Origin of the sequence: Pseudomonas sp. FEN, from assembly GCF_904067045.1 — a bacterium.
Classification (GTDB): domain Bacteria; phylum Pseudomonadota; class Gammaproteobacteria; order Pseudomonadales; family Pseudomonadaceae; genus Aquipseudomonas.
The window spans coordinates 409547-433513 of record NZ_CAJFDC010000010.1 but is presented as its reverse complement, the minus strand read 5'-3'; the positions used below and the strand labels follow the sequence as shown (position 1 = coordinate 433513).

Genomic DNA, 23967 nt, shown 5'->3' with positions numbered 1-23967 from the left:
TCCCCAATAAAAGGAAACGCGTGTCGTCTGGCCCGCCCCCGCCCCAAGGAGAATCCCGTGTCCGTCGCCCTGATGCGGATCTACGATCACTTTAACCAGACCGAGACGACGAGCCTCGAGGATAAATACCTGGCTGGCGTGGCAGAGTTTGCGGCCCCCTTCCTCGGGAGAGGTGCCGTCCTCCAATCATTGAAGGTCGATAAAACGGAAGTGGATTTCGACGACGATGAAGAAGATCGGCCCCGCAAGAAAGTCAAATCTGAGGTCCCGTATGTCCAGGACGAGGCATTCGATCCGGAGCAAGGCCAGCCGCTGATCATCAACTGGTCAGCTCGCAGCTCCAACGAAGAAGCGATTTTCATGGACAGCGGCGAATCCGGGCTGGACGTAACCACGGTCATGGTCGATGGCGAAGTGGACTACAACGGCACGTTGTTGAGGATCCGCATCGAGTTCACGGAGAGCATGGATGAACCGATGACCACACTGGTCATTGACGGCACCAGTGCAGAAAACTTCCTCAAGGATTGGGCACGGGATACCTGGCAACCACAGTTGGAAAATATCGCTGTCGCCGATCCCGTTCTGGTTTGTAGCTCAAGAGCAACGATGTTCCGTCACACAACCATGGTTTTCCCCCTGGATGCGGGCGTCAGTGTGATCCTGCGGGCCATACCCGGCGAAAACCTCAAACGAATCATCGAAGGGCCGGAGCAGTTGTATATGTACGGGCTCCTGCTGGATCGTGAGCTCAACTGGGTAGCGCCGCATCTGAAAAGCTTCCCGTTCTTCCAGATTGCACTCGGCAAAACAATACGACTGCAAGGCTGCTTTTTCGAGATCAGTACCGAGACTCCGGAAGAACCTGCCAGTGAGGACGCAGAGGACGAGGCTGACGTCGAGGTTCATGGCAACGCGGAACCCTTCGCGCAACTCAACCTGGGCGGCCAGGCCTGGGGCAACAGCAAGTACGTGCCCTTATGGACCGATGTACCTGCCGACAATGAGGTGCTCGCCTTTCGCTTGGCGGGAGTCGAGTTCCGCCCCTCCTGGACGCTCGACGAGCTGAAACCACTGCTCGCTGGCAATTCGGCGGTCAGCGACACATTCGTCTCGGGCCTCAGAGGTTTGCAGTCCTGCCGATACCATATCACCGGCATGGAATACTTCTTCGATCTGCGCGCGCAGACGTTCTATAGCCTGTCGATTCAGTTGGCGCTCCTGAACACAGGGACCTGGGTGTCTCCTGGCAACGTACGCATCGATCTGGAACAGCTGGACGTCCACTGCAACGTGGGGACCCCGGACGCGAGCCAGGCCGTGTCGCTCTGGGCCGAAGGGACTGGCAGAATTGGAGAGATCCAGATGCCGCTGAGTATTTCGTGGAACACCACGATATCCATGACCGCGGACGGTGAAGGTGTGCCCCCCGAGGAGCTCTTGAGGGCATTGAGCATCCAGTTGCCCCCGCCCGCCGCGGACATGACCGGCATTGCCGATTACCAGGTCGAGTTTCTGCCGCCCGATGGGCGACCCCGCTTGTCGATGCAGCCGCTCTACAGGAAAAAAGGCATGAGCGTGGAGGACGATGAGGATGACGATACGCCCGACGGACCGATCGTGCTGAGCCAGCAAGGTGTGGTCAGTTGGCCAAGACCTCTTTCCCGTCGCAGAAAACCTGTGCCAAGGAAGTCGGATTAATGCCCGATCTCAGAGTCATCAGCTGGAACATCAAGGACTTCGCCAATACGCGCTATACCAAGAACCGCGACATCATCCAGCGCCAACTGTACGACGCCGCGGACCAGCAGCTCTGCGACCTGTTCGTGATCATCGAGCCGAGGCCCGGGGTCAAGAAAGGCAAGCTGGGACAAGTGGTCAGCAAAGGCTCGGGTTACAAGGCCATGCTCGCGCTGTACAACTGGTTGTTCTCGAAAAGTGCGAACTGGAAGATGGTGCCACCCTTGATGAGCAGCAGCGACACCCGGGTGGATTGCGTCGCGGTGTACTACGACGCCAGCAAGATAGCGCTCGAAGGACCGAACCTGAACGAGCTGTGCCCCGAGCCGCGTCCGCTGAATCCGCCCTGGAAGGATGTTCACCCCGGTCAGATAAGGCATTGCGACGTCAACGGAGCCAAACTGAACTTCCAGGGACGCAACCCCTACCTGATCAAATTCCGCGATGTCGCGGCAGTGGCCGAAACGGTCAGCTGGAACACGACCCTGACCATCAAGTCCGCGGCGCCTGTGCCTGTCGTGCCCGCGGCGGTGCTGACCATCACCTCCCCCGCCACGCTGCCAACGGCGACATGCGGCGCCCCCTACAACACAACACTCGCCGCGGGCGGCGCCCAAGGCCCCATGACCTGGAAGTGGAAGAGCGGCTCGACACCGCCGGTTTGGTTGAACCTGCATACCGCCACGGGTGCTCTTCAGGGAACCCCGCCTGTCACGGGTACCTTCACCTTCGATGTGGACGTGACGGACTCCTCGTCCAGCCTCTCGCAAAGCTGCACGCTGGAGGTCAAGACCGTCGCCATCACCTCGTCCGCGGCCTTGCCAAGCACCTCGCGGCACAATTACTACTATTTCGAACCGCAGGCCGAATGGGTGCGGGGAACCCCGACCTGGAGCGTCTCGGGCGCCTTGCCATCCGGACTGATCATCGACCCGACCGATGGCGTCATCTACGGTAACGTCGACCACACGGCAGCGACGGAGACATTCAATCTCGAGGTCACCGACAGCAACGCGGTCAAGGCCACCCAGACCTGCACCATCACCGTGACCGATGCCTTGACCATCTCCACCAGCCGCTTGCCGGAGGGCACGGAAAACCTGGACTACTCCATGGAACTGGAAGCCACGGGCGGGTTTCGGCCAACGGTCTGGACCACCACCAGCATGCTGCCCGCCGGCCTGGAACTGTCCAAGTCGGGCGTCCTCGAAGGCACGCCAACAGCGACGGGCACCTTCAACCTGACCTTCCAGGCGACCTGCCATCCCGGGTTCTTTCTGGTGGCACTGCACGCCCCACCTCAAGCCGGCAAGAACTACGTCAACAACGCCAATATCCTGATGGTCAAGAAACTCACCGAGCTACGGGAAATCACCACGGAACGTCTGCGCACCAGCACCGTGATCGTGGGCGACTACAACGTGTGTGACCGCAGTTGCTGCGCCGGCAAGGACGACCATCAGGCCTTTACCGCCATGGCCACGACCTATACGAGGCACACGCCACCCAAGCCCAGAAGCAGCCTGGCCGTTTTCGCGGGCGGCAATGCGGACGATGAGCTGAAGGACAAGTGGAGGCGCAACGCCTTCGATCACGTCTTCACCAACGGCTTTCAGGCCACGGACATCACCCACCTGAAGGTGGCGGATCTGGTCAAGGAACACGCCACTTACGTTCCGAAGGCCGGCGCCGTGAATACCATCACCCAGTCCGAATGGAACGCCATCTTTCGCGAGGTGTTGTGGAGCAAGGGGGTCAGCGATCACCTGCCGGTGAAGTTCACTCTGTCCATATGAGCGAATCGCGCTCCCAGGGCAGTCCGAAGTATCGGTCCTCCTGCACTGGGTCGTCGGCCGCCGCCGGCACCGCGCTGCCCGGCTTCCTGGGCACGACGCTGATCGTGTAACCGCTCTGCGCACTGTCCGATGTTTCCAGCCTGACCGTGAAGGTCCCCGGGTCGGCACTGATCCCGTCGAACTTCACGTAACCCTTGTCGTCGGTCTTGCGCGTCATGCCATTGCCTTCGGGAATTTTCAGCGTGCAATCGGTCCGCGCGGCGGGTTGCCCACGGCTGTCTTGCACCGTGAGCTCCAGCCAGACCTTGCCCTGCTGACAGGGCAATACCGGCTCCAGGGTCACGCTCGCGCCGCGGCTCGTTTTCGCCGCGTAATCCATGGCCTGCAGCGAGTCCGTATCGCGAACGCGCGGCGCCTCTGCATACACGCCCGGCTGACTGTCCCAGGCACTCATGCCCTGGCCCTCAAGCGTTGCGCGGCGCCGTCGGTGAGCTGGTCAAGTCGGGAGGCGATAGTCAGCCGCTCATTGAGCAGAATGCGCCGTGCCCACTCCCCTTCCGGCGCCTGGTGAAAACCCACGCCCAAGGCCAGTTCCAGGTTGAAGAAACGCATGAAATCTTCCTCGCTGCGCAGGCCCCATTCGCGAGCTTCGTCCATGTTGGCCAGGACCCGGGGAACCAGCTCTTCGGCGGCGGCCTTGCCCAGCCGCTGCGGCCAATGCCCGATAGCCGCCCGCGCAATACGCAGTGCCGCGGCATGCTCGACCGGCTGTGCCAGGATCGCCATCTGTGAATCACGAATCAGCAGCACGACTCAACACTCTCCCTTGATCCCTTGATGCATCGGACGCGTCGCGGGAAGCCCTCACCGCGTCACCTATTCGAGTTGGTAATTCAACCAAATATGGTGCGTGCCATCGGTGTCGATTTTGATCCCTCCTGATCCCGATATCCCTCTCAAATCACCTGTACCACTGCCTCTGACTATGCAGAAAAATTCATCTGCCCGATCAGTGCCGGTTGTGGAGGCTGAGTGGATGAAATTGAAGGCGCCTTCTTTCCCATTCACCGCACCTTTGAAGCTCTCAATTGCGATGTAACTGCCCGTCCTGGTCGTCTGGTCGAACGCAGCAGTAAAAACTGTTGAGGAAACACCGTCGATAGCACCCAAGTAGCATTTCTCCATGGTGCTGACAGACACTGGCAAGGAGGTAGTAATCTCGGGGGTTGGGCTCAGACCTGTTGGTTTGAAATTCTTGGTAGAAAAAGTGGCTAACGCTTCCATTCACGTCCGTCTCTATCCAAATGAGTGAAGTTCTCATTCTACTCCACAATAAAGCACGCACCTCAACTCTGATTCGTCTGGTAGACCATTGCGCTCCAGTAACGGTTTGCATCGCGTTTCTGGCGGGTCCATCCGGCAAAGTCATCTAGCCCGCTCTGCAAAGCTATCGTATCCGTCCGGCGTTTGAGCCCGTCGGCAAAACAAAGTAACTGGTCTTCTCGCGCCGCCCCTGCGGAGAGCGCTAAACCTAGGTCAGATTTAATCCGCCGTCTGACAGGAGTATCTCACCGGTTAAGTAGTCCGAATCAACCAACATTACAACAGCGTTTGCAATGTCGTCTGGGCTAGCCGCCCTGCGCATTGGGGCGCGATCTCGCCACAACTCTTGGGCACCTGTCCACTCTGCGGTCAGAGGCGTGTCGACCAAGCCGGGCGCCACAGCATTTACGCGAATGTCTGGCCCAAGTGACACCGCGAGCAAGCGGGTCATGTGATTGAGCGCAGCTTTGCTCACCGCGTAGGGAATGGATGCGCCCTTAGGGCGGACACCAGCATGCGAACTGATGTTTACGACGCTACCTGCTCGACGGTAACGGGCGGCATCGCGCAATGCCGATTCGGCCAATGCGACTAGGTGGAACGGCGCCACCACATTGATTTCGTTAAGTTCGTTCCACACCGCCGAAGTGGCTGAGGCAAGGTCGCTGTGCGGAATAACTCTGCTGATGCCGGCGTTATTGACCAATACGTCGAGCTGACCCCACGCGGCGATCGCCTCGTTAACAAGCCTGACCCTGTCAGCTTCAAAAGCAAGATCAGCTTGCACGTAGATAGCCTGTTTCATTTCGGCAGCCATAGCACGCCCCGTATCCGCAGAGTTTCGCGAATGGAGGACCACCGCATAGCCTGCCCGGCTCAGTGTACGTGCAATGGCTGCGCCGATACCGGAAGTGGATCCTGTAACCAACGCGACGCGTAGTGCGTTATCGATTGGCGGATTGGGTTTCATATGGAAATCTCGAATTGGTTGCCAGAGAACCACCACCGCAGCACCGTGGGTCATCGTAGGTGGGAATCGTTTCCTATCTGCTGGTAGTTGCCGACCCTGAATTTCGTGCTGTTGGAAGTCATATTTGTGCAACTGGTTCTTAAAATGCAGTCTGGATATCTCAGTGTGCACCCGTTTCACGAGTTACTGATGTTTGTTTCGAGGTCACGGAAGGGACAACAAGATTGGGGAGCGAAGTCATGCCGCCGATTTTGCCAGAACAGGTCGAAGTCGACGAGAGATCCACCGGAGGTGCGCCAAAAGCTGTGCGCTGGTAACGCGCTCCCACAGGTTGAAAGAACCTCGTTCAATGGCAGCATCATTTCGGACCAGGCATCACATGCCGGACAATCCGGTATTGCTCTCTGCTGCATATCGGTGGTCAGCGCCAGGAACTCAAGGGCTAATGCTACTGACAAAAACTGACGATCATATTTGTTAGCCTGTGGGCCTATGAGGGAAAGGCCCCTAAAATTTTTATCAATGCCGTAAGAGAAGGACACTCTAATGACACGTGCCATTACTATTCTCACCGAGAATTTCTCAGATTGGGAAACAGCCCTGATCAACTCCACCGGTCGTGCCTACTACGGCTTCGATACGCGCTTTGCGACCTCAGGGGGCACCCAAGTCACCTCCTCTGGAGGGATGGTCGTCACCCCACACCTGGCGATCGAAGCCATACAGCTCGATGAGCTCGACCTGCTGATCATATGTGGGGGGACCCTCTGGCAGACCGATCAGGCCCCGAATATCACGGACCTGATTATCGCGGCCCATGAAAGAAACATCATCCTCGCCGGCATTTGCGACGGTACCCGTGTGTTAGCACAATCAGGCGTGCTCGATAACCTGCGCCACACATCCAACTCGGCTGAGAACCTGTCGAAACTGAATTATGGTGGAGTGGCTTACTATCAGGATGTCCCCTATGCGGTAGCCGACAAGCGCGTAATAACGGCACCAGGTACCGCTCCGGTCAGTTTCATGGCTGAAATCTTATGCACCGTGGGGATCAGTGACGAAAACCTCAAAGCCTACCTGGCCATGCACGCTGCCGAGCACCGCCGGTCCGCCTAGATATTGGGTATTTCAGTGGTACGCATCAGCCGCTGCAATCAGCTCCCGCTCAACTGGCACGTATTTTCCGAGCGGCCCATGCGGCTGTGAACGGACCCGCCCAATATCTGATCGAGCTGGCACCGCTGAAAATGGACTCGGTCCTGGATGAGCAGGCGGCCAGCGTCAACGGCCAACAGCGGCTCAAACGATAGAGGAACGCCTTGGAAGAGATCGCATTGGCCAACCCAAAATGTGCCTTGAGCAAGCGCGGCTAGGCGCGTTCGCGCCGCTATGGTCGACTCTATTGCCGACCGTACTTCCAGGAGCTTTTCCCAGTGTCTGACAGGCCGACCCATTTCGCTTACACAAAACGTTTCAACGCCGTACTCGCCTACATTGATGCCAATCTCGAAGGTGACCTGTCGGTGAAGACGTTGAGCCAGGTGGCGAACTTTTCGGCGTTTCACTTCCATCGACAATTCACCGCGTTCGTTGGCGTGCCTGTCTCACGTTATGTGCAACTGATGCGACTACGACGCGCGGCACATAGCCTGGCCTCCCTCGCTGATTACTCGGTACTGGACGCCGCACTCAGTGCCGGCTTTGAAAGTCCCGAGGCATTTTGCAGGGCGTTCAGGCGGGTGTTCGGTACGACGCCGAGTGCGTTCAGGAAGGAACCGAACTGGCAAATCTGGAATGCGGTATTCGCAATCCCTCACTTTTCCAGGACGATCATCATGCAAATACGAATCGTGGATTTCCCTGAAGTCAAGGTAGCAGCGCTTGAGCACTGCGGACCAGCCGGGCTCGTCAATGAGACGACGAACACGTTCATCGAGTGGCGTATGCAGAGCGGACAGTCGCCGGTGGCATCGAGTCGCACCTTTGGCATTCCCTATAACAACCCCGATACGACACCTCCAGAAGCGTTCCGCTTCGCAATCTGCGGCGAGATTCACGAGGCCGTGGCTCCGAATGAGTTCGGCGTGCACGAGATCGTCATTCCTGCCGGTCGCTGCGTCGTGGTGCGACACGTGGGGTCACCGGATCACATCGGCGAAACGATCTATCCGATTTACCGCGATTGGCTTCCTGCCAGTGGAGAGGAACTTCGTGACCAGCCGCTGTTCTTCCATTACCTGAGCGTCTATCCCGAGACGCCGCAGGATCAATGGCAAACCGATGTGTATGTTCCGCTGCAATAGCGGAGCAAGCAGCCTTCGACCCTGAGCTGACGTTGACGAGTGTCTGTCCAGGGTCGACTTCTGCCAGCCACCACAGGCTGAAATCGGCCGATTCTGTTGAAAAAGTCGGCTTCGGTCTGGGTGCAGAGCCGGTTCCTCGGCAAAGACGCTCAGCGTGCCGGTTTCAGTTCATGATTTCTGTCAGTGCCAGTCGACCGGGTGGCTCGGACAAGACCAGTCTGGTCATCTCCACGCCATAGTTCACCGCGCAATGGTACCGAACGTCTTCTTTAGATGTTGTTTTCATGGCCGGACCTCAACATCGCTTGCATAACACAAGTAAATCTCCGCAGATCACTTGCTTTTTACAAGTTAAACGACCAGCATGGCTCGTACGTTGAGCGCAGTCGCACCAGCGCGTTCCGTATCACACTGCTCAGAAGGGCCAATAACATGCTCGTTTTCGTCACTGGCGGCACCGGCCACGTCGGTTCGTACGTCATCCCCGACCTCATCGCAGCCGGCCACGAGGTCATCGCTCTGGCAAGGTCAGACGCGTCCGCGGCAGCGGCGTCCGCGCTCGGCGCCAAGGTGCGTCGTGGAGATCTTGCCGACCTCAAAGGGCTCAAGGCGGCGGCGCTTGAGTCCGACGGTGTCATCCACCTCGGATACAGGGCCGAACTGCTTCCGTCCGGCGGGATCGCCGCCTTGGCCGAATCGGAACTCGCGACCGTCCTCGCGTTCGGCGAGGCGCTGGCGGGCACGGATAAGCCACTGGTCGTTGCAGGCAGTATCGGCACGCCCATGAACGTGGGCAGGGCGGCGCCTATCGGCGCACCGGTCAGTCTGGGCCGCCCGGCGACCGAGGATGATCCCGCTCTACCTAGCGGCCCGATCGATTCAGGCACTCTGTTGGCACGCAATATCGTGGAAACCACCGTCGTGGGCCTCGCCGAGCGAGGTGTCAGATCGTCGATCGTGCGGATCCCCACTCTCTTACACAGTGCGACCGGTCGCCTGCAGTTGATCATGCTCGCGAAAACAAAGGGTTTCGCCGGCTATCCGGGAGACGGCAAGAACCGCTGGCCCGCCGTGCACGTCCGCGATCTTGCCTCTGTGTTCCGCCTGGCGCTCGAGAAGGGAGCCGCAGGCAAAACCTGGCACGCGATCGGCGACGAGGGAATCCCGTTCCGCAAGATCGCCGAGGCTATAGCCGTTCGCCTGGGAATACCCGCCGTGAGCATCCCTGCGGACGAACTGATGCTGCCGGGCTACTTCGGGTTCCTGGCGGCAGTGGCCACGCTGGACCTCCCCGCGTCGAGCGCCATCACTCGCCAGGCTCTTGGCTGGGACCCCGTTCAGCCCGGTCTGATCGAGGACCTGGACAACGGCCATTACTTTCCAGCGACTGACTTGAGCTGACGGCGGGGCGCTGGATCGCAAATGCGCCCGGCACAGCCCCCTAGCACTTTTTCTCGCCCCCCATCACCCACGAGGAGCACGCATATGCACGTTTTTGTTACCGGCGGCACTGGCCATTCCGGTCCGTACATCATCTCCGATCTTATCGCCGCCGGCCATGAGGTCACGGCCCTGGCTCGGTCCGACAAGGCCGCAGCGGCAGTGGCTGCGCTCGGCGCCAAGGTACGTCGCGGCAATCTCGAGGATCTCAAGGGGCTCAAGGAGGCGGCCGCAGCCTCGGACGGCGTCATCCACCTCGCGCACCGGCAGGACCTGATTCCAACCGGCGGGATCAACGCCGTTGCGGCCGCGGAGCTTGAGATCATGCTCGCCTATGGCCAAGCACTGGCCGGAAGCGGAAAGCCGTTGGTCGTGTCTGGAAGCGTCGGCTCGCCTGGGTGGGAGGGCCTGGGCCGACCGGCCACCGAGGAGGATCCGCCCCTTCCTGGCGGCGATCCGTACAAAAATACTCTGCGGGTTCGCAACATAGTGGAAACCACGGTGATCGGTCTCGCTGAACAGGGCATACGGTCTTCGATCGTGCGAATCCCCGAGATCATGCACAGCTCCACCGATAACGCCGGCTTCCTGCCGCTGTTGATCGGGCTGGCCAAGGAAAAGGGGGTCGTCGGCTACCCCGGAGACGGTGCCAACCGTTGGGGGGCCGTGCACGCCCGCGACCTCGCCAGCGTGTTTCGCCTGGCGCTGGAGAAAGGCGCCGCGGGCAGAAGCTGGCATGCAATCGCCGACGTGGCTGTCCCGTACCGCCAGATCGCCGAAGCCATTGCCAGCCGCTTGAATCTGCCGGCCGTGCCTATTCCCGCGGACGTGCTGATGCTGCCTGGCTACTTCGGGTTCCTTGCGAATCTGGTCACGCTGGACACCCCGACATCGAATGCCATCACGCGCCGGGTTCTTGGCTGGGAACCGACCCAGCCCGGACTCTTCGCCGATCTTGATAACGGTCATTACTTCCCGGCCGACTGATGAGGTGACGGCACACCGCCGGGTCGCACCGCGCCCGGCGGGTGGCCAAGCCGCGACGACGTGACCCGTCCAGAAAAGACGGAAAACACCTGATTTCAGAATGGAGACTGCACATGAGCACTATCAGCATCATCGGTTCGGGCGGCATGGCCACGGCGATCGCCGGCCGTATCGCCAAGGCCGGACACACCGTCGAGGTGGTCAGCCGCGATCCCGCCAAGGCGCGGGCGCTTGCCGACAAGCTCGCATCCGCAGCGATCACAGGGACTTACGGCACCACTCCGGCGGGCGACATCGTCATTCTCGCCGTGCCGTACCCCAGTGCGGTGGCGGTACTGGCCGACTTTGGGAAAGCGCTCGATGGTAAGGTAATCATCGATATCACCAACCCGGTCGCTCCCGATCTCTCGGGCCTCGTTACCCCCCACGGCAGTTCCGGTGCGCAGGAGATCGCCAAGGGCGCCCCCGCCAGCGCGCATGTGGTCAAGGCGTTCAATACCCTCTTCGGCCAAGTACTTGCCAAGGATAAACGCCTCGACGCGTTCATCGCGGCGGACGATGCGGACGCCAAGGCGCGTGTCTCGAGCTTCCTCGAGAGTCTCGGGCTGCGTCCGTTGGATGTCGGCGGCCTGCAGATGGCCCAGACGCTCGAGTGGCTCGCCCTGATGATGATCGGCCTGGCCAAAAACGGCGCCGGCAGCTGGGACATCGCCATGAAAGTCGATATCGGCTGAATCACCGACACCACGTCCTCACCAGCAGGTCCACAACGTGTCCGATGAGATCGGACACGTTCCCAGGTAAGGCGGCCATCACTGAATTCTGTATAGGCAGGGCCGTAATCGACGAATGTCCAGCCGAACGCCGAAGCCCCCATGTACAACATCAAGTGAAATCCACGCAGCCCTTGCCCGGCAAGACTTCCGCCCCGCTTCGGTACTTTTCAGGTCAGGCGCATGAAAAATCCGCTAGACATGTAGCATAAATTACATAAGTATTTATTTAACTGATTATGAAATAAAAGCAACACCCCCCCCCTCTAGCAGGAGCACGGATGCCCTCACTCAGAGACAGGATCACCGATCCCGGCCTGGACCTCACGCCGTCGGAACGCAAAGTCATACGTGCATTGCTGGACCAGTACCCGCGTAACGGGCTGGGCCCGATGTCGCGCCTGTCCGAGCATGCCGGCGTCAGCGATCCGACCATTGTGCGCCTGGTGAAAAAACTCGGCTTCGGTGGCTACGCCGATTTTCAGGATGCGCTTCTCAGCGACATGGATCACCGCCTGCGCTCGCCCAGCGCGCTGTTGCAACCGCGCTCGCACCTCAAGCAAGACGACGTCTGGAGCCATTACCTGGCGGACAGTCAGCGCGCCCTGCTCGAAACCCAGGCCCTGACTCAACCCGAAGATGTACGCATTCTGGTGGAGTGGCTGCTGGATACACGGCATCAAGTGTATTGCTTCGGCGGACGTTTCAGCAGCTTCCTCGCCCACTACCTGCTCAATCATTTGCGTCTGTTGCGTGCGGGCTGCCTTGCCCTGGAAGACAACGCGCAACTGCCTGATCGCCTGTTCGATGTGCAACGCCAGGACCTGGTGCTGCTGTTCGATTATCGACGCTATCAATCCCAGGCTCTGCGTGTCGCCAGCGCGGCCAAGAACCGGCATGCGCGCGTCGTGCTGTTCACCGACATCTACGCCTCGCCGCTGCGCGAGATGGCCGATCTGGTGATCACCGCGCCCGTGGAGTCGGCATCGGCCTTCGACACCCTGGTGCCGGCACTGGCCCAGGTCGAAGCCTTGATTGCCTGCCTGACGTTGCGTTGCCCCGATCTGGCCGAGCGACTGGAAGGCATCGACGCCCTACGAAACGATTTCACCACTCACCTGCTGGAGGAAAAATAAGGATGTTTATGCTCCCCCATCACTCGCCCCGTGACCTGCCATTCGCTACCGACCACACCGCGCTGCTGCTGGTGGACATGCAACGCGCCTGGCTTGAGCCGCAGTTCGACCCGCATCTGCAAGGGCCCGACGCCAGGTACTTCCTCGACCGCACCCGTCAACAGGTGATTCCCAATCAGCTCAGGCTGCTGGCCGCCGTGCGCACGGCTCGGCAGAACGTTCTGCACACCCTCATCGAAAGCCTCACCGCCGACGGGCGCGACCGCTCGCTGGACCACAAACTGTCGGACATGCACCTGCCAAAAGGCAGCCCGCAAGCCGCCATCATTGAAGCGCTGACACCGGTCGAAAACGAAATCGTCTTGCCCAAGACCTCCTCCGGAGTGTTCAACTCAACCAACATCGACTACGTGCTACGCAACCTGCAAACCCGCCACCTGATCATTGCCGGCATCGTCACCGACCAGTGTGTCGACATGGCCGTGCGCGATGCGGCTGACCGCGGCTATCTGGTGACGTTGGTCGAAGACGCCTGCGCAACCTACACCGAGCAACGCCACCTGGCCTGCCTGAACGCGATCAAGGGCTATTGCTGGATCACCGACACGCAAACCGTACTCGATCGTTTGCAGGCGTTGCAGGCATGAGCCGCGCCCACTGCGGTGAGCCTCTGACGCCCGTGGCAATGACCACCATCGTCACCACGGACCTGATCGGCGTGACCCGTGGCCGGTCGTTTCCGAGCGATGAACTGGAGCACTACCAGACCGCCGGTTGCGGTTGGGTCCCGGCCAACAGCGCGCTGACCCCGCAAGACATCATCGCCTCCAGCAATCCGTGGGGGGCCTACGGTGACTTGCGGCTGATCCCCGACCTGAGCAGTCGCGTGACGGTCAGCAACGGTCCCGATGCCAGTGCGCCGGCCCTGGATTTCATCCATGGCGACATTTGCGAAACCGACGGCCGTCCATGGGCGGCCTGCCCGCGGACGCTGCTGCGCAACGAAGTACAGCGCTACCACGATGAACTTGGGCTGCAGATCACTGCGGCCTTCGAGCACGAATTCAACCTCACCACCGACAGCGTCCAGGCCGAACATCTGGCGTTTTCACTAGAGGCTCAGCGTCAAGGCGCGGCGTTCGGTGGCTGGTTGCTCAGCGCCTTGCGCGCAGGTGGAGTCGAGCCGGAAATGTTCCTGCCCGAATATGGCAAACACCAATACGAAATCACCTGCCGACCGACCCTGGGCGTCGCAGCGGCCGACCGGGCGGTCAACGTGCGCGAGATTACGCGCGAGATCGCCCGGCAAATGGATCTGAACCTGAGCTTTGCGCCCAAGACCTCGGAACACGCGGTGTGCAATGGCGTGCACCTGCACATGAGCCTGCACGACCTGTCCGGCCATCCGCTGCTGTATGACGCCGGGACCGCCAACGGCCTGTCGCCCCTTGGCCAGCACTGGTCCGCAGGCGTGTTGCACTACTTGCCGGCCCTCTGCGCGTTGACCGCGCCGACACCGATTTCCTATGAGCGCCTGCAACCGCATCACTGGAGCGCGTCGTATGCGTGCCTGGGTCAACGCAACCGTGAAGCCTCGCTGCGGATCTGCCCGACCGTGAGCCTGGGCGGCAAATCCGAGGCCGCGCAATACAACCTCGAGTTCCGTGCCATGGACGCCACGTCCTCCCCTCATCTGGCGATGGCCGCCGTGCTGATTGCCGGCCGGCTGGGCATCGAGCAACGCCTGGCGCTGCACGCGATCACCGACGAAGTCCCGGACTCGCTGAATGAAGAACAACGCCAGCGCCGAGGCATCGTCGCCCTGCCGGCGTCACTCGCGCAGGCCCTGAGCCACTTGCGGAGCAGCGAGGCCTTGCTTGAAGCCTTGCCAAGCGCGTTGCTCGACACCTACTTCGCCGTTAAAACCGAGGAACTGGCCTTGACCCAACACCTGTCGCCCGCCCAACTATGTGAGCACTATGCACGCCTCTACTGAGTCCGCCGAGTTTGGACTCTACACCGAGCCGGCTTACAGCCTGAGCCGGGAAGCGTCCAAGCATCCGCTGATTCTGGTGTGTGAACATGCCAGCCGCTACATCCCGAGCGCCTTGAACGATCTGGGATTGAGCGACGATGCCACACACGAGCACATTGCCTGGGACATCGGCGCGCTGGCGCTCGCCGAGAGCCTGTCCAAAACTCTCGGCGCGACCCTGCTGGCGGCCAACTACTCGCGCCTGCTGATCGACCTCAACCGTCCGTTGCAGGCCCCGGACAGCATTCCAGCCAAGAGCGAAATTTATCCGGTGCCGGGAAATCAGAATCTCGACGACGCGACCCGCGACTACCGCCGCCAGTGCCTGTTCACGCCGTTTCATACACGCCTTGGCGAACTGATCGATACCCGCGTGGCCGAGGGTCGCACGGTGCGGCTGGTGGGCATTCACAGCTTCACGCCAGTCTACTTCGGCCAGCCCCGAGCGCTGGAAGCCGGCGTGCTGTACGGGCGGGCCGAGGATTATGCACGCCGGCTGATCGACGGACTGGCCGGGCATCCACTGCGGGTCGCCGGCAATCAGCCCTACAAAATCAATCCGGCGGCCGACATGACCGTGCCGGTTCACGGCGACGCCCGCGGCATCGACTCGGTGCTGATCGAGGTGCGCAACGACCTGTTGCGCAATCGACTGGCCGTCCAGACCTGGAGCGATTATCTGGCGCCGCTGCTGTAGAACCGAGACCTCAAGCGAACAGTTTCAAGCTGAAAAAACACGGAAGGTTGTACCGGTAAAACAACGATGACCAACGCAGTCGCGTGTTTTTACCTGCCTGGTTCAAACACATTGCCCTAGTGGCTTACAAGGAGAACGGCTTCATGGAAATAGAAGAATTCGGCTACAAGCAAGAGTTGAAACGCAGTCTGTCGCTAACCGATCTGGTGATTTACGGGATGATTTTCATGATCCCCATCGCCCCCTTCGGCGTCTATGGCTACGTCAACCAGGAGGCACCCGGCATGGTGCCGCTGGCCTACATCATCGGCATGGTGGCGATGCTGTTCACCGCCTTGAGTTACGGCAGCATGGCGCGGGCCTTCCCGATCGCCGGCTCGGTCTACTCCTACGCTCAACGCGGGCTGAACCCACATGTCGGCTTTATCGCCGGCTGGCTGATGCTGCTCGACTATCTGCTGATCCCGCCGCTGCTCTACGTGTATGCGGCGATGGCGTTGAACCACCTGTACCCGGACATTCCCAAGGTCGGTTTCATCCTCGCCTTCCTGGTCAGCGCGACCTTCGTCAACCTGCGGGGCATCACCTTTACCGCACGGATGAACATGCTCTTTCTGCTGGCGCAACTGGTGGTGCTGGGGATTTTCCTGTTCTACGCCTGGACCGCCTTGCACGGTGGCGCCGGTAACGGTCAGCTGACCCTGGCGCCGTTGTACAACCCCGAGCACTTCAACTTCGCGTTGCTCATGCAAGCGGTGTCAATTGCGGTGTTGTCGTTCCTCGGCTTCGATGCGATTTCGACCCTGGCCGAAGAGATCAAAGGCGACCCGGGCCGCAGCGTCGGCAAAGCCGCGTTGATCACGTTGGTGATCATGGGGGTAATTTTTGTCGTGCAGACCTGGATCGCCACGGACCTGGCCGCCGGCATGGGTTTCAAGTCCGCCGATACCGCGTTCTATGAAATCGCCGAAGTCGCCGCCGGCAGCTGGTTGGCGACTGTCACCGGCGTGGCCACGGCACTGGCCTGGGGCGTGGCGGTGGCAATCACCTCGCAAGCCGCGGTATCGCGCTTGCTGTTCGGTATGGCACGAGACGGCAAACTGCCCAAAGTGCTGGCCAAGGTACACCCCAAACACAACACCCCGCACATCAGTATTTACCTGGTGGCGGTGCTGTCGCTGTTGATCTGCTACTTGTTCATCAACTCGGTGGACACCCTGACTTCATTGGTCAACTTCGGGGCCCTGAGCGGCTTCATGCTGCTGCACCTGACCGTGATCAACTACTACTGGCGCCGGCAGAAATCCGGCCAGGTGATCCGCCATCTGGTCTGCCCGGTGATCGGCTTCATCATCGTCAGCGCCATCCTCTCCAACATGGGTGCCGATGCGCAAAAGCTCGGCGGCATCTGGATTGCGGCGGGCCTGGTCTACCTGTTTTTCCTCAACAGAATCGGCGCCAGCAGCGTATTGCCAGACCCTTCCAACAGTTGAAAAAGAGCCGTGTTTAAACGTCGAGCGGTCGCTGACAGTGATTAGCCGACCGCCGTTGCATGCGTGGAAGCCGACAGTGATAGTCAAACCTGATGCCCGGTATCAGGCCCTTTGATACAGGAGTACCTCCATGCTGGCCTTACGTCCAGTTCAGTTATCCGACCTGCCTCAGTTGCAACAACTTGCGCGCGACAGCCTGGAGAGTGTCACCTCGTTGCCGGACGACACCGAGCACCTGCGCCAGAAGATTCTCGCTTCCTGCGCATCGTTTGCCAGTGACGTGCAGAGCCATGGCCCGGAGAACTATTTCTTCGTGCTGGAGGATCTGGCCAGTCAACGGCTGCTGGGCTGTTCGGAAGTCCTCGCGACCGCCGGTTTCAACGAGCCCTTCTACAGCCTGCGCAACCGCCCGTTCACCAGCGAGTCGCGCGAGCTGAACATTCATCACGGGGTGCCGGCGCTGTCATTGTGCCAGGACCTCAGCGCCCATACCTTGCTGCGCGGTTTTCACGTCGACAGCGAGCTAGAGCACACGCCCGCTTCGCAAATGCTTTCCCGGGCCCGACTGATGTTCATCGCCGCCCACCCTCAGCGCTTTTCCGACGCCGTGATTAGCGAAATCGTCGGCTACAGCAGCGACGCAGGTGAATCGCCATTCTGGGATGCACTGGGCAAGCACTTTTTCGACCTGCCTTATGTCGAGGCGGAACGCCTCTACGGCTTGCAAAACCGAAGTTTTCTCGCCGAGTTGATGCCGCACTACCCGATCTACGTACCGATGCTGCCGCAAAGCGCTCAGGCGTGTATTGGCCGGATTCATCCGGATGGCCAGGAAGCCTTCGATATCCTTGAACGCGAAGGCTTCGAGAGCAACAGCTACATCGACCTCTTCGACGGTGGACCAACACTGTTTGCACGCACCCCGAGTATTCGTTCGATTGCCCGGACCCGCACGGCCGTTGCGCACCTGAGCTCACACAGTGCAGGCAAGACGCTGTACCTGCTGAGCAATGACGCACTGGAAAACTACCGAGCGATTATCGCCGAGCTGGACTGGAACGCAGACCAGCCAGTCTTGCTCAACGCCATCCAGCTCGACGCCTTGCAACTGGACAACGGCAGCCCCGTTCGGCTGATTGCGCTATGAAGCAGATCTTGCGCGCCCAAGGAGCTCCATCATGATCGTGCGCCCGGTTCAAATGAGCGACCTGCCCGCGTTACTGGCGCTGGCACGCCTCGCCGGCCCGGAGTTCACCGCGCTGCCGGCCAACGAGGAGCGTCTGACCCTGCGCATACGCTGGGCGCAGCGGACCTTTGTCGGGCAGGTAGAACGGGCTGATGCCGACTACCTGTTCGTGCTCGAAGACGACGATCAGCAAGTGATCGGCGTCAGCGCCCTGGCAGGTGCCGTCGGGCTGCGTGAGCCCTGGTACAGCTACCGTGTCGGGTTGACGGTCAACACCTCGGCAGGCCTGGGAATCCGTCGACAAATCCCGACCTTGTTCCTCAACAACGAAATGACCGGCCAATCGGAAATTGGCTCGTTGTTTCTGCGCCCGGATCAGCGTCAAGGTCATAACGGCCGACTGTTGTCAGTCGCGCGATTGCTGTTTGTCGCCGAGTTCCCACACCTGTTCGGCGAAAAACTGATCGCCGAACTGCGCGGCAGCGCCGACGAGCACGGATGCTCGCCGTTCTGGGACAGCCTCGGTCGACATTTTTTCAAAATGGACTTCAGCCACGCCGATCACCTTTCCGGGCTCGGCAACAAGTCGTTCATCGCCGAGCTGATGCCACGTCAGCCGCTGTACACCTGCCTGCTCACCGAGCAAGCTCAGGCGGTGATCGGCAAGGCCCATGAAAACGCCGAACCGGCGCGCAGAATCCTCTGCAACGAAGGCTTTTCCCATAAGGGTTACATCGACATCTTCGACGGCGGTCCGCTCATCGAAGCCCATATCTCGAAAATCCGTGCCGTGCACGACAGCCAGTCGCTGGACCTGATGGTCGGCACACCGGACGACAACGCGCCGCTCTGGCTGATCCATAACCAGCGCCTGGAAAACTGCCGTATCACCGCCGCCCGCGCTCGACTGGTCGGCAACAGCTTGCTGGTCGATCGCCTGACCGCCAAACGCCTGCAATTGCAAGCGGGCAGCTCAGTACGCGCCGTGCCGTTGCTCAAGCAACAACGGCAGGCGGTGGCCGCCTGATGTGCCAAATACCTGTTATGGGTGCGTCTGCACGGACCGTGTCGCAAACCGTCTCGCGACAAAACCCATCAAAAGCCAGAAACAAAAAAACCGCACATGGCGGTTTTTCTGTTTGATGGGGTCAAATCCTTTTGTCAGATCAATCTGCGCTTCAGGATGTGAGAAATTCGTGAAAAGCCTGTCGCAGAAAAGGGTATGAACCAAGACTGGACCATCGTCGGTGCGCTCAAATCTGAGCGCATCTCTATCGTTGTGTTAAAAACACATTAATGGCTTATAGCCACCTTACTTATAGCCAATAAATCTAAATATTGAAATGCATACTCATGAAAGGCGGCTAGCCTCGTAATCGAGCAGCGCTAGTGAATAAAGATGTCACTACACGCCATCTATACTTTCGATTAAAAGGAAATAATTTCCCCATGGAAGGCTTCGCTATCGCAGCGTCCCAGGTTCAATGCGTCAACGCTGTTGCGCGCATTGCGCGGCGACCATGAGGAAAAGGGTTCAGCACTAATCTAGCGTGATACGTAGATTCTAAAACGCTGGACTAATACTGGAACGTGTTACCCGCAATATTGCTCATGCTGTCATCGTTGCGTCTTCGAAGCGGCGTGACATGACAATTAAGAAAACACTAAAACTTATGAAAGGAAAATATCTTGCCATATCTCGTCGAATTTCATAATAGAGCAGGGTTCGCCTCGTCCTTCAGAGTCGAGTGGGACGGTGGCGAATGCCCTCCAGATAGAACTGAGGTGATCACGGCCGGTGGCGTTGCGAAGGTTGACCTTCGCGAATATGGTGTTCCTGAAGGCACCTCCTGCTGGGCCAGGGCCTACGTTCAGGGTGGACCCAATCACGACTCGGGAGACAATTTCGACTACGGGGAAGACGATAGCTCCACCGCCTCTTACTCGATCACCGGCACGACACTCAATCCGTCCTTCAGCTTGGACATCATCGACTAAGCATCCAGCCCCGCCACTTTGTGTGACGGGGCATTTTCTGCACTGGCCCCACCCCTCAAGAGACCTCGGGTTTTAGCACTCATCTCCCTGCCTGGGCATCCTGCGTGGACGGAACGCCAGTAGCGGGGTCGGACTCACAAAAGCGGCCGAAAAAAAGACACTAAAACAAATACGTCCTTTTTTGATCCTTTTACAAATACATCCTCCTTTTGCACAAGATCTTCGTTATGCATCAAACCATTGTGGCCGGAGGGGTTTCTGGAGATTGCGCGGGGTCGCCCGCTCCTATGATAGCTCGCCCGAAAAAGCACAATTTCTCCACAGGTAAAGCCTTGGTAACCCACGGTGTATTTTTGCAGGTTTGTTGATTATCGCGACGAAAGTCTTCTCCGCACGACGTATAAAACGGGCATTCCCATTGGATCGATTGTTCAAGCCTGTCCGGCTTTCGTTTGAAAAATGAAAAATGTATGCCAATGACGCGTGCATCATCCGACGGCCAGTACAAAGTGCTTCTTCGTCATTCCCACCGACCCGAAAATCATACATTAGGTCTTTCTGAAAACCATCAGGGTCGCCGAAACGCTCTTGAACCATGACACCAATGCCATATTTTTCAATTGCTCGCTCGATTGCCGCTCCCTGATTCGTGGCGATTCCTTGGAGAACATCAAACTCGAAATAAGGATGCACCTAGGACAAGTCGACGCCGGAGACCTTGACGACGGCCTGCCACGCGGCTTCCTGGCTGGCGTGATCGTGGAGGTGTGGGTGGCGCTGCACCTCAATGGGGCCTGAGAACTTCCCTTGAGCCGAGGCGAAGAATTGCCCTGAGACGTCGGTTCCGAACTCCGACGCCTGGAGGTACCGACGGGCCGCGGTCTCCGGCGTCTGATTCATGCCAGGAATGAGGTTCGCGATTGGGATAAACAGATACTTCACGGCTAGGCCAGCTTGTCGCGAAACCTTGGTAGCGGTCGCGGCACCGGGCGACACGGCGTATACGGCCATGCCGGAAGGTAGCCGGCGGGCCAGCGCCGCGACCCACCAAGCGACAGTGAGCTTCGCGTCGGCATACGCATTGTTGGGCACGTACTTCACGTTCGGCCCGTTACGGATCAAGGCTTCCACAGCGGCGGTTTGGTCACCCCGGTAGTTCTTGGCCGCGAAGGCTGGCACGTCGGTGTAGCGAAACATGGGTACGCCCCCTCGGGCAGGCTCCGCACCGGCGATAACAATCCGTGCGTTGGGGCTCAGCAGGTTGGCGCGAAGCAAGCCGACCGTCAGTTGATGATGACCGATCAGCGGGGCCTGAGAAGCCTCGACGCCTGCGGCCGTGATCACGCGCTCCTTGCCTGGAACCATCCCTGCATTGAGCAGCAGGAAATCGATCGGCCGACCGCGCTTGACCAGCTCGGCGAGGGCGGACTCAACGCTGGCCGGCGAGTTCAGATCCAGCTCCAGCGGCGTGAAGACCTGCGCCTTGGTCTCCGCCGCGAGCTGAGCGGCCGTCTCCTGGGTCCGGGCCAGGCTGCGCCCGGTGACAATGATCTCGCGCCAGCCCTCTCCGGCAAGAGTGCGGGCTGCCGCATAACCGAGCCCGGAGGTGGTGCCGGTGACGAGTGCGATCGAATGTTCCATAGGTGTCTCCGTGGTGAAACGTGAAGCCCCGCGAAGCCGGAGCCCGCTTGCCAATTTAGAACTATTCAGTTATATATTTGCAAAACAGCCATTGTCAACGAGTTTTGAACTAAATGATTCAAAATACAGCTAGGCCGCGGGGCCGACCGCGCAGCTTCGACGAGGCTGGGGCGCTGGAAAAGGCGACCCAGGTGTTTCGGTCGAAGGGCTACGACGGAGTGACGATCGACGATCTCGTCGCCGGGATGGGTGTGGGACGACCAAGCCTGTATGCCGTCTTTGGGGACAAGCGGACGATATTCTTGCGTACCCTCAGGGCGTATGCAGAGAGGAAAGGCGCTCTCGCAGCCAAAGCACTCCTCTCGCCGGGGACTCTTCGCGACTCGCTCACCAGCTTTCTGAGGCAGGCCGTAGAAAGTGCGACCGAGAAAGGTTCTGCCCCAGGCTGTCTTCTCGTGTGCGTCGCGCCGCTTGTGAACGACCCCGAGGTCCGGCAGTTCCTGCAGAACGCGGGAGCTGGCGCCGTGACGCTAGTGGAAGGCCGTTTCCGGGACGGGATCAGCGCGGGAGAAATCCCGTCTGACTTTCCCGTAACCGCGCGCGCAATCCAAGTCACGGATCTAGCGCGTGGGCTGACCATGCGTGCGCAGATGGGCACGCCGCGCAAGACGCTCCTCAAAGACGCTGAGGAAGCGGCCGACTTGGTGCTCCTGTCGCGGCGCGTCTGACGGGTTATCGGAAACAATTCACGGAGAAATGACTGCACAGAAAGCAGAAAGGGGACAGCAGAAAGAGGCAGGTTCGCGTCTAGTCCTGTCGAACAGACATCGGCAGACCGCCTCCCTCCACTTCGATTTCCCTGGCAAGAAAAGGTGCTCGACGGCGCAAATAGTCCAACGAGATATCGCCATCAGAAAACGCGGTTGCATAGTCTTCACGAACCTTCAGGCAGTCACGGTCATTCAGATTCAGCCGCTCAATGGTGAACTCAACGGCTGGCAATCTAACAGCCGATTGTGCAGGCCAGGCTCAATTGCCATATTTGTTCAGATATCGCATGAACATTCGCTGCCACGCTAAACCACCTGGTCAGGCGTTTTTCGCGACAATCCCCTTTTTGGGGGCGGCCCGTCTTTTTTCGCAGACCTATTACGTTGCCGATACAAGACCATCGTTGCCGAGAACCCGCACAACGCTGCGAACATCAACCAATAGGCCGGAGACGCCTTGTCGCCGGTTGCCTGCACCAGAAAGGTCGACATCGCCGGGGTAAACCCACCAAAAATTGCGGTCGCCAGGCTGAAGGCCAAAGAAAACCCCACCACCCGCACATTCTGTGGCATGACTTCGGTCAAGGCCGCGACCATTGCACCGTTGTACACGCCGAAGAAGAACGAGAAGTACAGCAAGACCACCAACAATCGCTCGAAACTGGGGGCTTCAGCCAGCCAATGCATGGCCGGATACGCTGTGAAAATACACAGCAGCGAGATCGCCAACAGCAGTGGACGACGGCCGATTCGATCTGAAATCGCACCGCCGATGGGCAACCAAATAAAGTTGGTGAGCCCCACAAACAACGTCACCACCAGGCTATCAGTGGTGCTCAAGTGCAGCACCGTTCTTCCGAATGTCGGGGTGTATACGGTGATCAGGTAGAAGGTAGTCGTGGTCATCGAGGCCAACAGTCCGCCCGCCAGCACTGTGCGCCAGTTTTCCCTCATGGAGCGGAACACTTCGGCAGTACTTGGATGATGCGCACGAGCCTTGAACGCTTCGGTTTCCTGCAACGAACGACGAATGATGAAAATGAACGGGATGATCACGCAACCGATGAAGAACGGAATGCGCCAGCCCCACGCCGCTATCTCGGTTGCATTCAGGTAGGCGTTGATCCCATAGCCCAACGCCGCCGCAAGGATGATCGCGATCTGTTGGCTGGCCGACTGCCAACTGGTGTAGAAACCCGTACGGCCCGGCGTTGCGATCTCGGCCAGATAAACCGACACACCGCCCAGTTCCGCACCCGCCGAGAAGCCCTGCAGCAATCGACCCAACAGCACCAGAATCGGTGCCGCGACGCCAATGCTGGCATACCCCGGTACCAATGCGATCAGAACCGTGCCGCATGCCATGATCGACAGCGTCACAATCAAACCCTTGCGACGCCCCACCTTGTCGATGTAGGCGCCCAGCACGATGGCGCCCAATGGACGCATCAGAAAACCCGAACCGAATACGGCAAAGGTCATCATCAGCGAGGCGAACTCACTGCTTGCGGGGAAGAACGTCTGGGATATGTAGGTTGCGTAGAACCCGAACAGAAAGAAGTCGAACTGTTCGAGAAAGTTGCCGCTGGTGACCCTTATGATAGCGCCGAATTTTGACGTCCGGGATCGGGTGTTTTCCGTTTTTATTTTGACCATGGTTATGGTGCTACTCGATA

The 23967-nt window shown here is 59.4% G+C and carries 24 protein-coding genes and 1 pseudogene; 16 read left to right on the top strand and 9 right to left on the bottom strand.

All coding sequences use genetic code 11. From position 1 onward, the window contains the following. Positions 1–57 precede the first annotated feature (57 nt). Together PFEN_RS10700 and PFEN_RS10695 are read left to right on the top strand one after the other, a co-directional pair. Complete coding sequence (locus PFEN_RS10700; RefSeq protein ID WP_191486796.1) at positions 58–1701, top strand: hypothetical protein; 1644 nt, start codon at positions 58–60, stop codon at positions 1699–1701. Continuing rightward, on the top strand, positions 1701–3536 hold the full coding sequence (locus PFEN_RS10695) for a putative Ig domain-containing protein (protein WP_191486795.1): 1836 nt from the start codon (positions 1701–1703) through the stop codon (positions 3534–3536). The genes PFEN_RS10700 and PFEN_RS10695 overlap by 1 nt, the downstream gene beginning before the upstream one ends. Here PFEN_RS10695 and PFEN_RS10690 read toward each other — a convergent pair. From PFEN_RS10690 to PFEN_RS10670, 5 genes are all read right to left on the bottom strand, one after another. Further along, positions 3520–3990 carry a hypothetical protein gene (locus tag PFEN_RS10690; protein WP_191486794.1) on the bottom strand — a complete coding sequence of 157 codons (471 nt, stop codon included), beginning with the start codon at positions 3988–3990 and terminating at the stop codon, positions 3520–3522. The genes PFEN_RS10695 and PFEN_RS10690 overlap by 17 nt on opposite strands. Continuing rightward, entirely contained in the window at positions 3987–4346 is a 360-nt protein-coding gene (locus PFEN_RS10685; protein WP_191486793.1) for a hypothetical protein, read from the bottom strand. Before PFEN_RS10685 ends, PFEN_RS10690 begins: the two co-directional genes overlap by 4 nt. 66 nt (positions 4347–4412) lie before the next feature. Further along, on the bottom strand, positions 4413–4820 hold the full coding sequence (locus tag PFEN_RS10680; RefSeq protein ID WP_191486792.1) for a DUF3224 domain-containing protein: 408 nt from the start codon (positions 4818–4820) through the stop codon (positions 4413–4415). Between the two features lie 247 nt (positions 4821–5067). After that, complete coding sequence (locus PFEN_RS10675; protein WP_191486998.1) at positions 5068–5829, bottom strand: SDR family NAD(P)-dependent oxidoreductase; 762 nt, start codon at positions 5827–5829, stop codon at positions 5068–5070. A gap of 176 nt (positions 5830–6005) precedes the next feature. Continuing rightward, the gene (locus tag PFEN_RS10670; RefSeq protein WP_191486791.1) at positions 6006–6389 is read right to left on the bottom strand and encodes a hypothetical protein; all 384 of its coding nucleotides are present in this window, start codon (positions 6387–6389) and stop codon (positions 6006–6008) included. Here PFEN_RS10670 and PFEN_RS10665 point away from each other — a divergent pair. From PFEN_RS10665 to PFEN_RS10645, 5 genes are all read left to right on the top strand, one after another. Then, the gene (locus PFEN_RS10665; RefSeq protein WP_191486790.1) at positions 6376–6948 is read left to right on the top strand and encodes a DJ-1/PfpI family protein; all 573 of its coding nucleotides are present in this window, start codon (positions 6376–6378) and stop codon (positions 6946–6948) included. The genes PFEN_RS10670 and PFEN_RS10665 overlap by 14 nt on opposite strands. 317 nt (positions 6949–7265) lie before the next feature. Then, positions 7266–8135: an AraC family transcriptional regulator gene (locus tag PFEN_RS10660; protein ID WP_191486789.1), complete on the top strand. Its 870-nt coding sequence runs from the start codon at positions 7266–7268 to the stop codon at positions 8133–8135. A 432-nt stretch (positions 8136–8567) separates the two neighbouring features. Further along, positions 8568–9536, top strand: a complete 969-nt coding sequence (locus tag PFEN_RS10655) for an SDR family oxidoreductase (RefSeq protein ID WP_191486788.1) — start codon at positions 8568–8570, stop codon at positions 9534–9536. A gap of 84 nt (positions 9537–9620) precedes the next feature. Continuing rightward, positions 9621–10562, top strand: a complete 942-nt coding sequence (locus tag PFEN_RS10650; RefSeq protein ID WP_191486787.1) for an SDR family oxidoreductase — start codon at positions 9621–9623, stop codon at positions 10560–10562. Between the two features lie 113 nt (positions 10563–10675). Then, positions 10676–11296 carry an NADPH-dependent F420 reductase gene (locus tag PFEN_RS10645; RefSeq protein ID WP_191486786.1) on the top strand — a complete coding sequence of 207 codons (621 nt, stop codon included), beginning with the start codon at positions 10676–10678 and terminating at the stop codon, positions 11294–11296. 65 nt (positions 11297–11361) lie between these two features. On the opposite strand, the pseudogene PFEN_RS30580 reads toward PFEN_RS10645, so the two are convergent. After that, positions 11362–11430: pseudogene (locus PFEN_RS30580) on the bottom strand (VOC family protein); the annotation flags it as partial. A 186-nt stretch (positions 11431–11616) separates the two neighbouring features. Here PFEN_RS30580 and PFEN_RS10640 point away from each other — a divergent pair. The 8 genes from PFEN_RS10640 (at position 11617) to PFEN_RS10605 (ending at position 19880) form a co-directional block, all read left to right on the top strand. Further along, positions 11617–12471, top strand: a complete 855-nt coding sequence (locus PFEN_RS10640; protein ID WP_191486785.1) for a MurR/RpiR family transcriptional regulator — start codon at positions 11617–11619, stop codon at positions 12469–12471. Between the two features lie 2 nt (positions 12472–12473). Further along, positions 12474–13118 carry an isochorismatase family cysteine hydrolase gene (locus tag PFEN_RS10635; protein WP_191486784.1) on the top strand — a complete coding sequence of 215 codons (645 nt, stop codon included), beginning with the start codon at positions 12474–12476 and terminating at the stop codon, positions 13116–13118. Beyond that, complete coding sequence (locus PFEN_RS10630; RefSeq protein WP_191486783.1) at positions 13115–14467, top strand: glutamine synthetase family protein; 1353 nt, start codon at positions 13115–13117, stop codon at positions 14465–14467. The genes PFEN_RS10635 and PFEN_RS10630 overlap by 4 nt, the downstream gene beginning before the upstream one ends. Further along, complete coding sequence (locus PFEN_RS10625) at positions 14451–15203, top strand: N-formylglutamate amidohydrolase (RefSeq protein WP_191486782.1); 753 nt, start codon at positions 14451–14453, stop codon at positions 15201–15203. The genes PFEN_RS10630 and PFEN_RS10625 overlap by 17 nt, the downstream gene beginning before the upstream one ends. Before the next feature lie 143 nt (positions 15204–15346). After that, positions 15347–16696, top strand: a complete 1350-nt coding sequence (locus PFEN_RS10620; protein ID WP_191486781.1) for an APC family permease — start codon at positions 15347–15349, stop codon at positions 16694–16696. A 130-nt stretch (positions 16697–16826) separates the two neighbouring features. After that, positions 16827–17843 carry an arginine N-succinyltransferase gene (locus PFEN_RS10615; RefSeq protein ID WP_191486780.1) on the top strand — a complete coding sequence of 339 codons (1017 nt, stop codon included), beginning with the start codon at positions 16827–16829 and terminating at the stop codon, positions 17841–17843. A 31-nt stretch (positions 17844–17874) separates the two neighbouring features. Beyond that, positions 17875–18909: an arginine N-succinyltransferase gene (gene astA / locus PFEN_RS10610; RefSeq protein ID WP_191486779.1), complete on the top strand. Its 1035-nt coding sequence runs from the start codon at positions 17875–17877 to the stop codon at positions 18907–18909. 662 nt (positions 18910–19571) lie between these two features. Further along, a complete protein-coding gene (locus PFEN_RS10605) occupies positions 19572–19880 on the top strand; it encodes a hypothetical protein (protein WP_191486778.1) in 309 nt (102 codons plus the stop codon). A gap of 285 nt (positions 19881–20165) precedes the next feature. Here the strand turns inward: PFEN_RS10605 and PFEN_RS10600 are convergent, their stop codons facing one another. Both PFEN_RS10600 and PFEN_RS10595 read right to left on the bottom strand, forming a co-directional pair. Then, positions 20166–20573: a hypothetical protein gene (locus PFEN_RS10600; RefSeq protein ID WP_191486777.1), complete on the bottom strand. Its 408-nt coding sequence runs from the start codon at positions 20571–20573 to the stop codon at positions 20166–20168. Then, entirely contained in the window at positions 20574–21521 is a 948-nt protein-coding gene (locus PFEN_RS10595; RefSeq protein ID WP_191486776.1) for an SDR family NAD(P)-dependent oxidoreductase, read from the bottom strand. Positions 21522–21634: 113 nt separating this feature from the next. Between PFEN_RS10595 and PFEN_RS10590 the strand changes: the two genes are divergently transcribed. Beyond that, positions 21635–22249, top strand: coding sequence for a TetR/AcrR family transcriptional regulator (locus PFEN_RS10590; protein ID WP_191486775.1), 615 nt, complete (start codon positions 21635–21637; stop codon positions 22247–22249). Between the two features lie 348 nt (positions 22250–22597). Here PFEN_RS10590 and PFEN_RS10585 read toward each other — a convergent pair whose 3' ends face one another. Continuing rightward, positions 22598–23947, bottom strand: a complete 1350-nt coding sequence (locus PFEN_RS10585; RefSeq protein ID WP_224770938.1) for an MFS transporter — start codon at positions 23945–23947, stop codon at positions 22598–22600. Positions 23948–23967 lie beyond the last annotated feature (20 nt).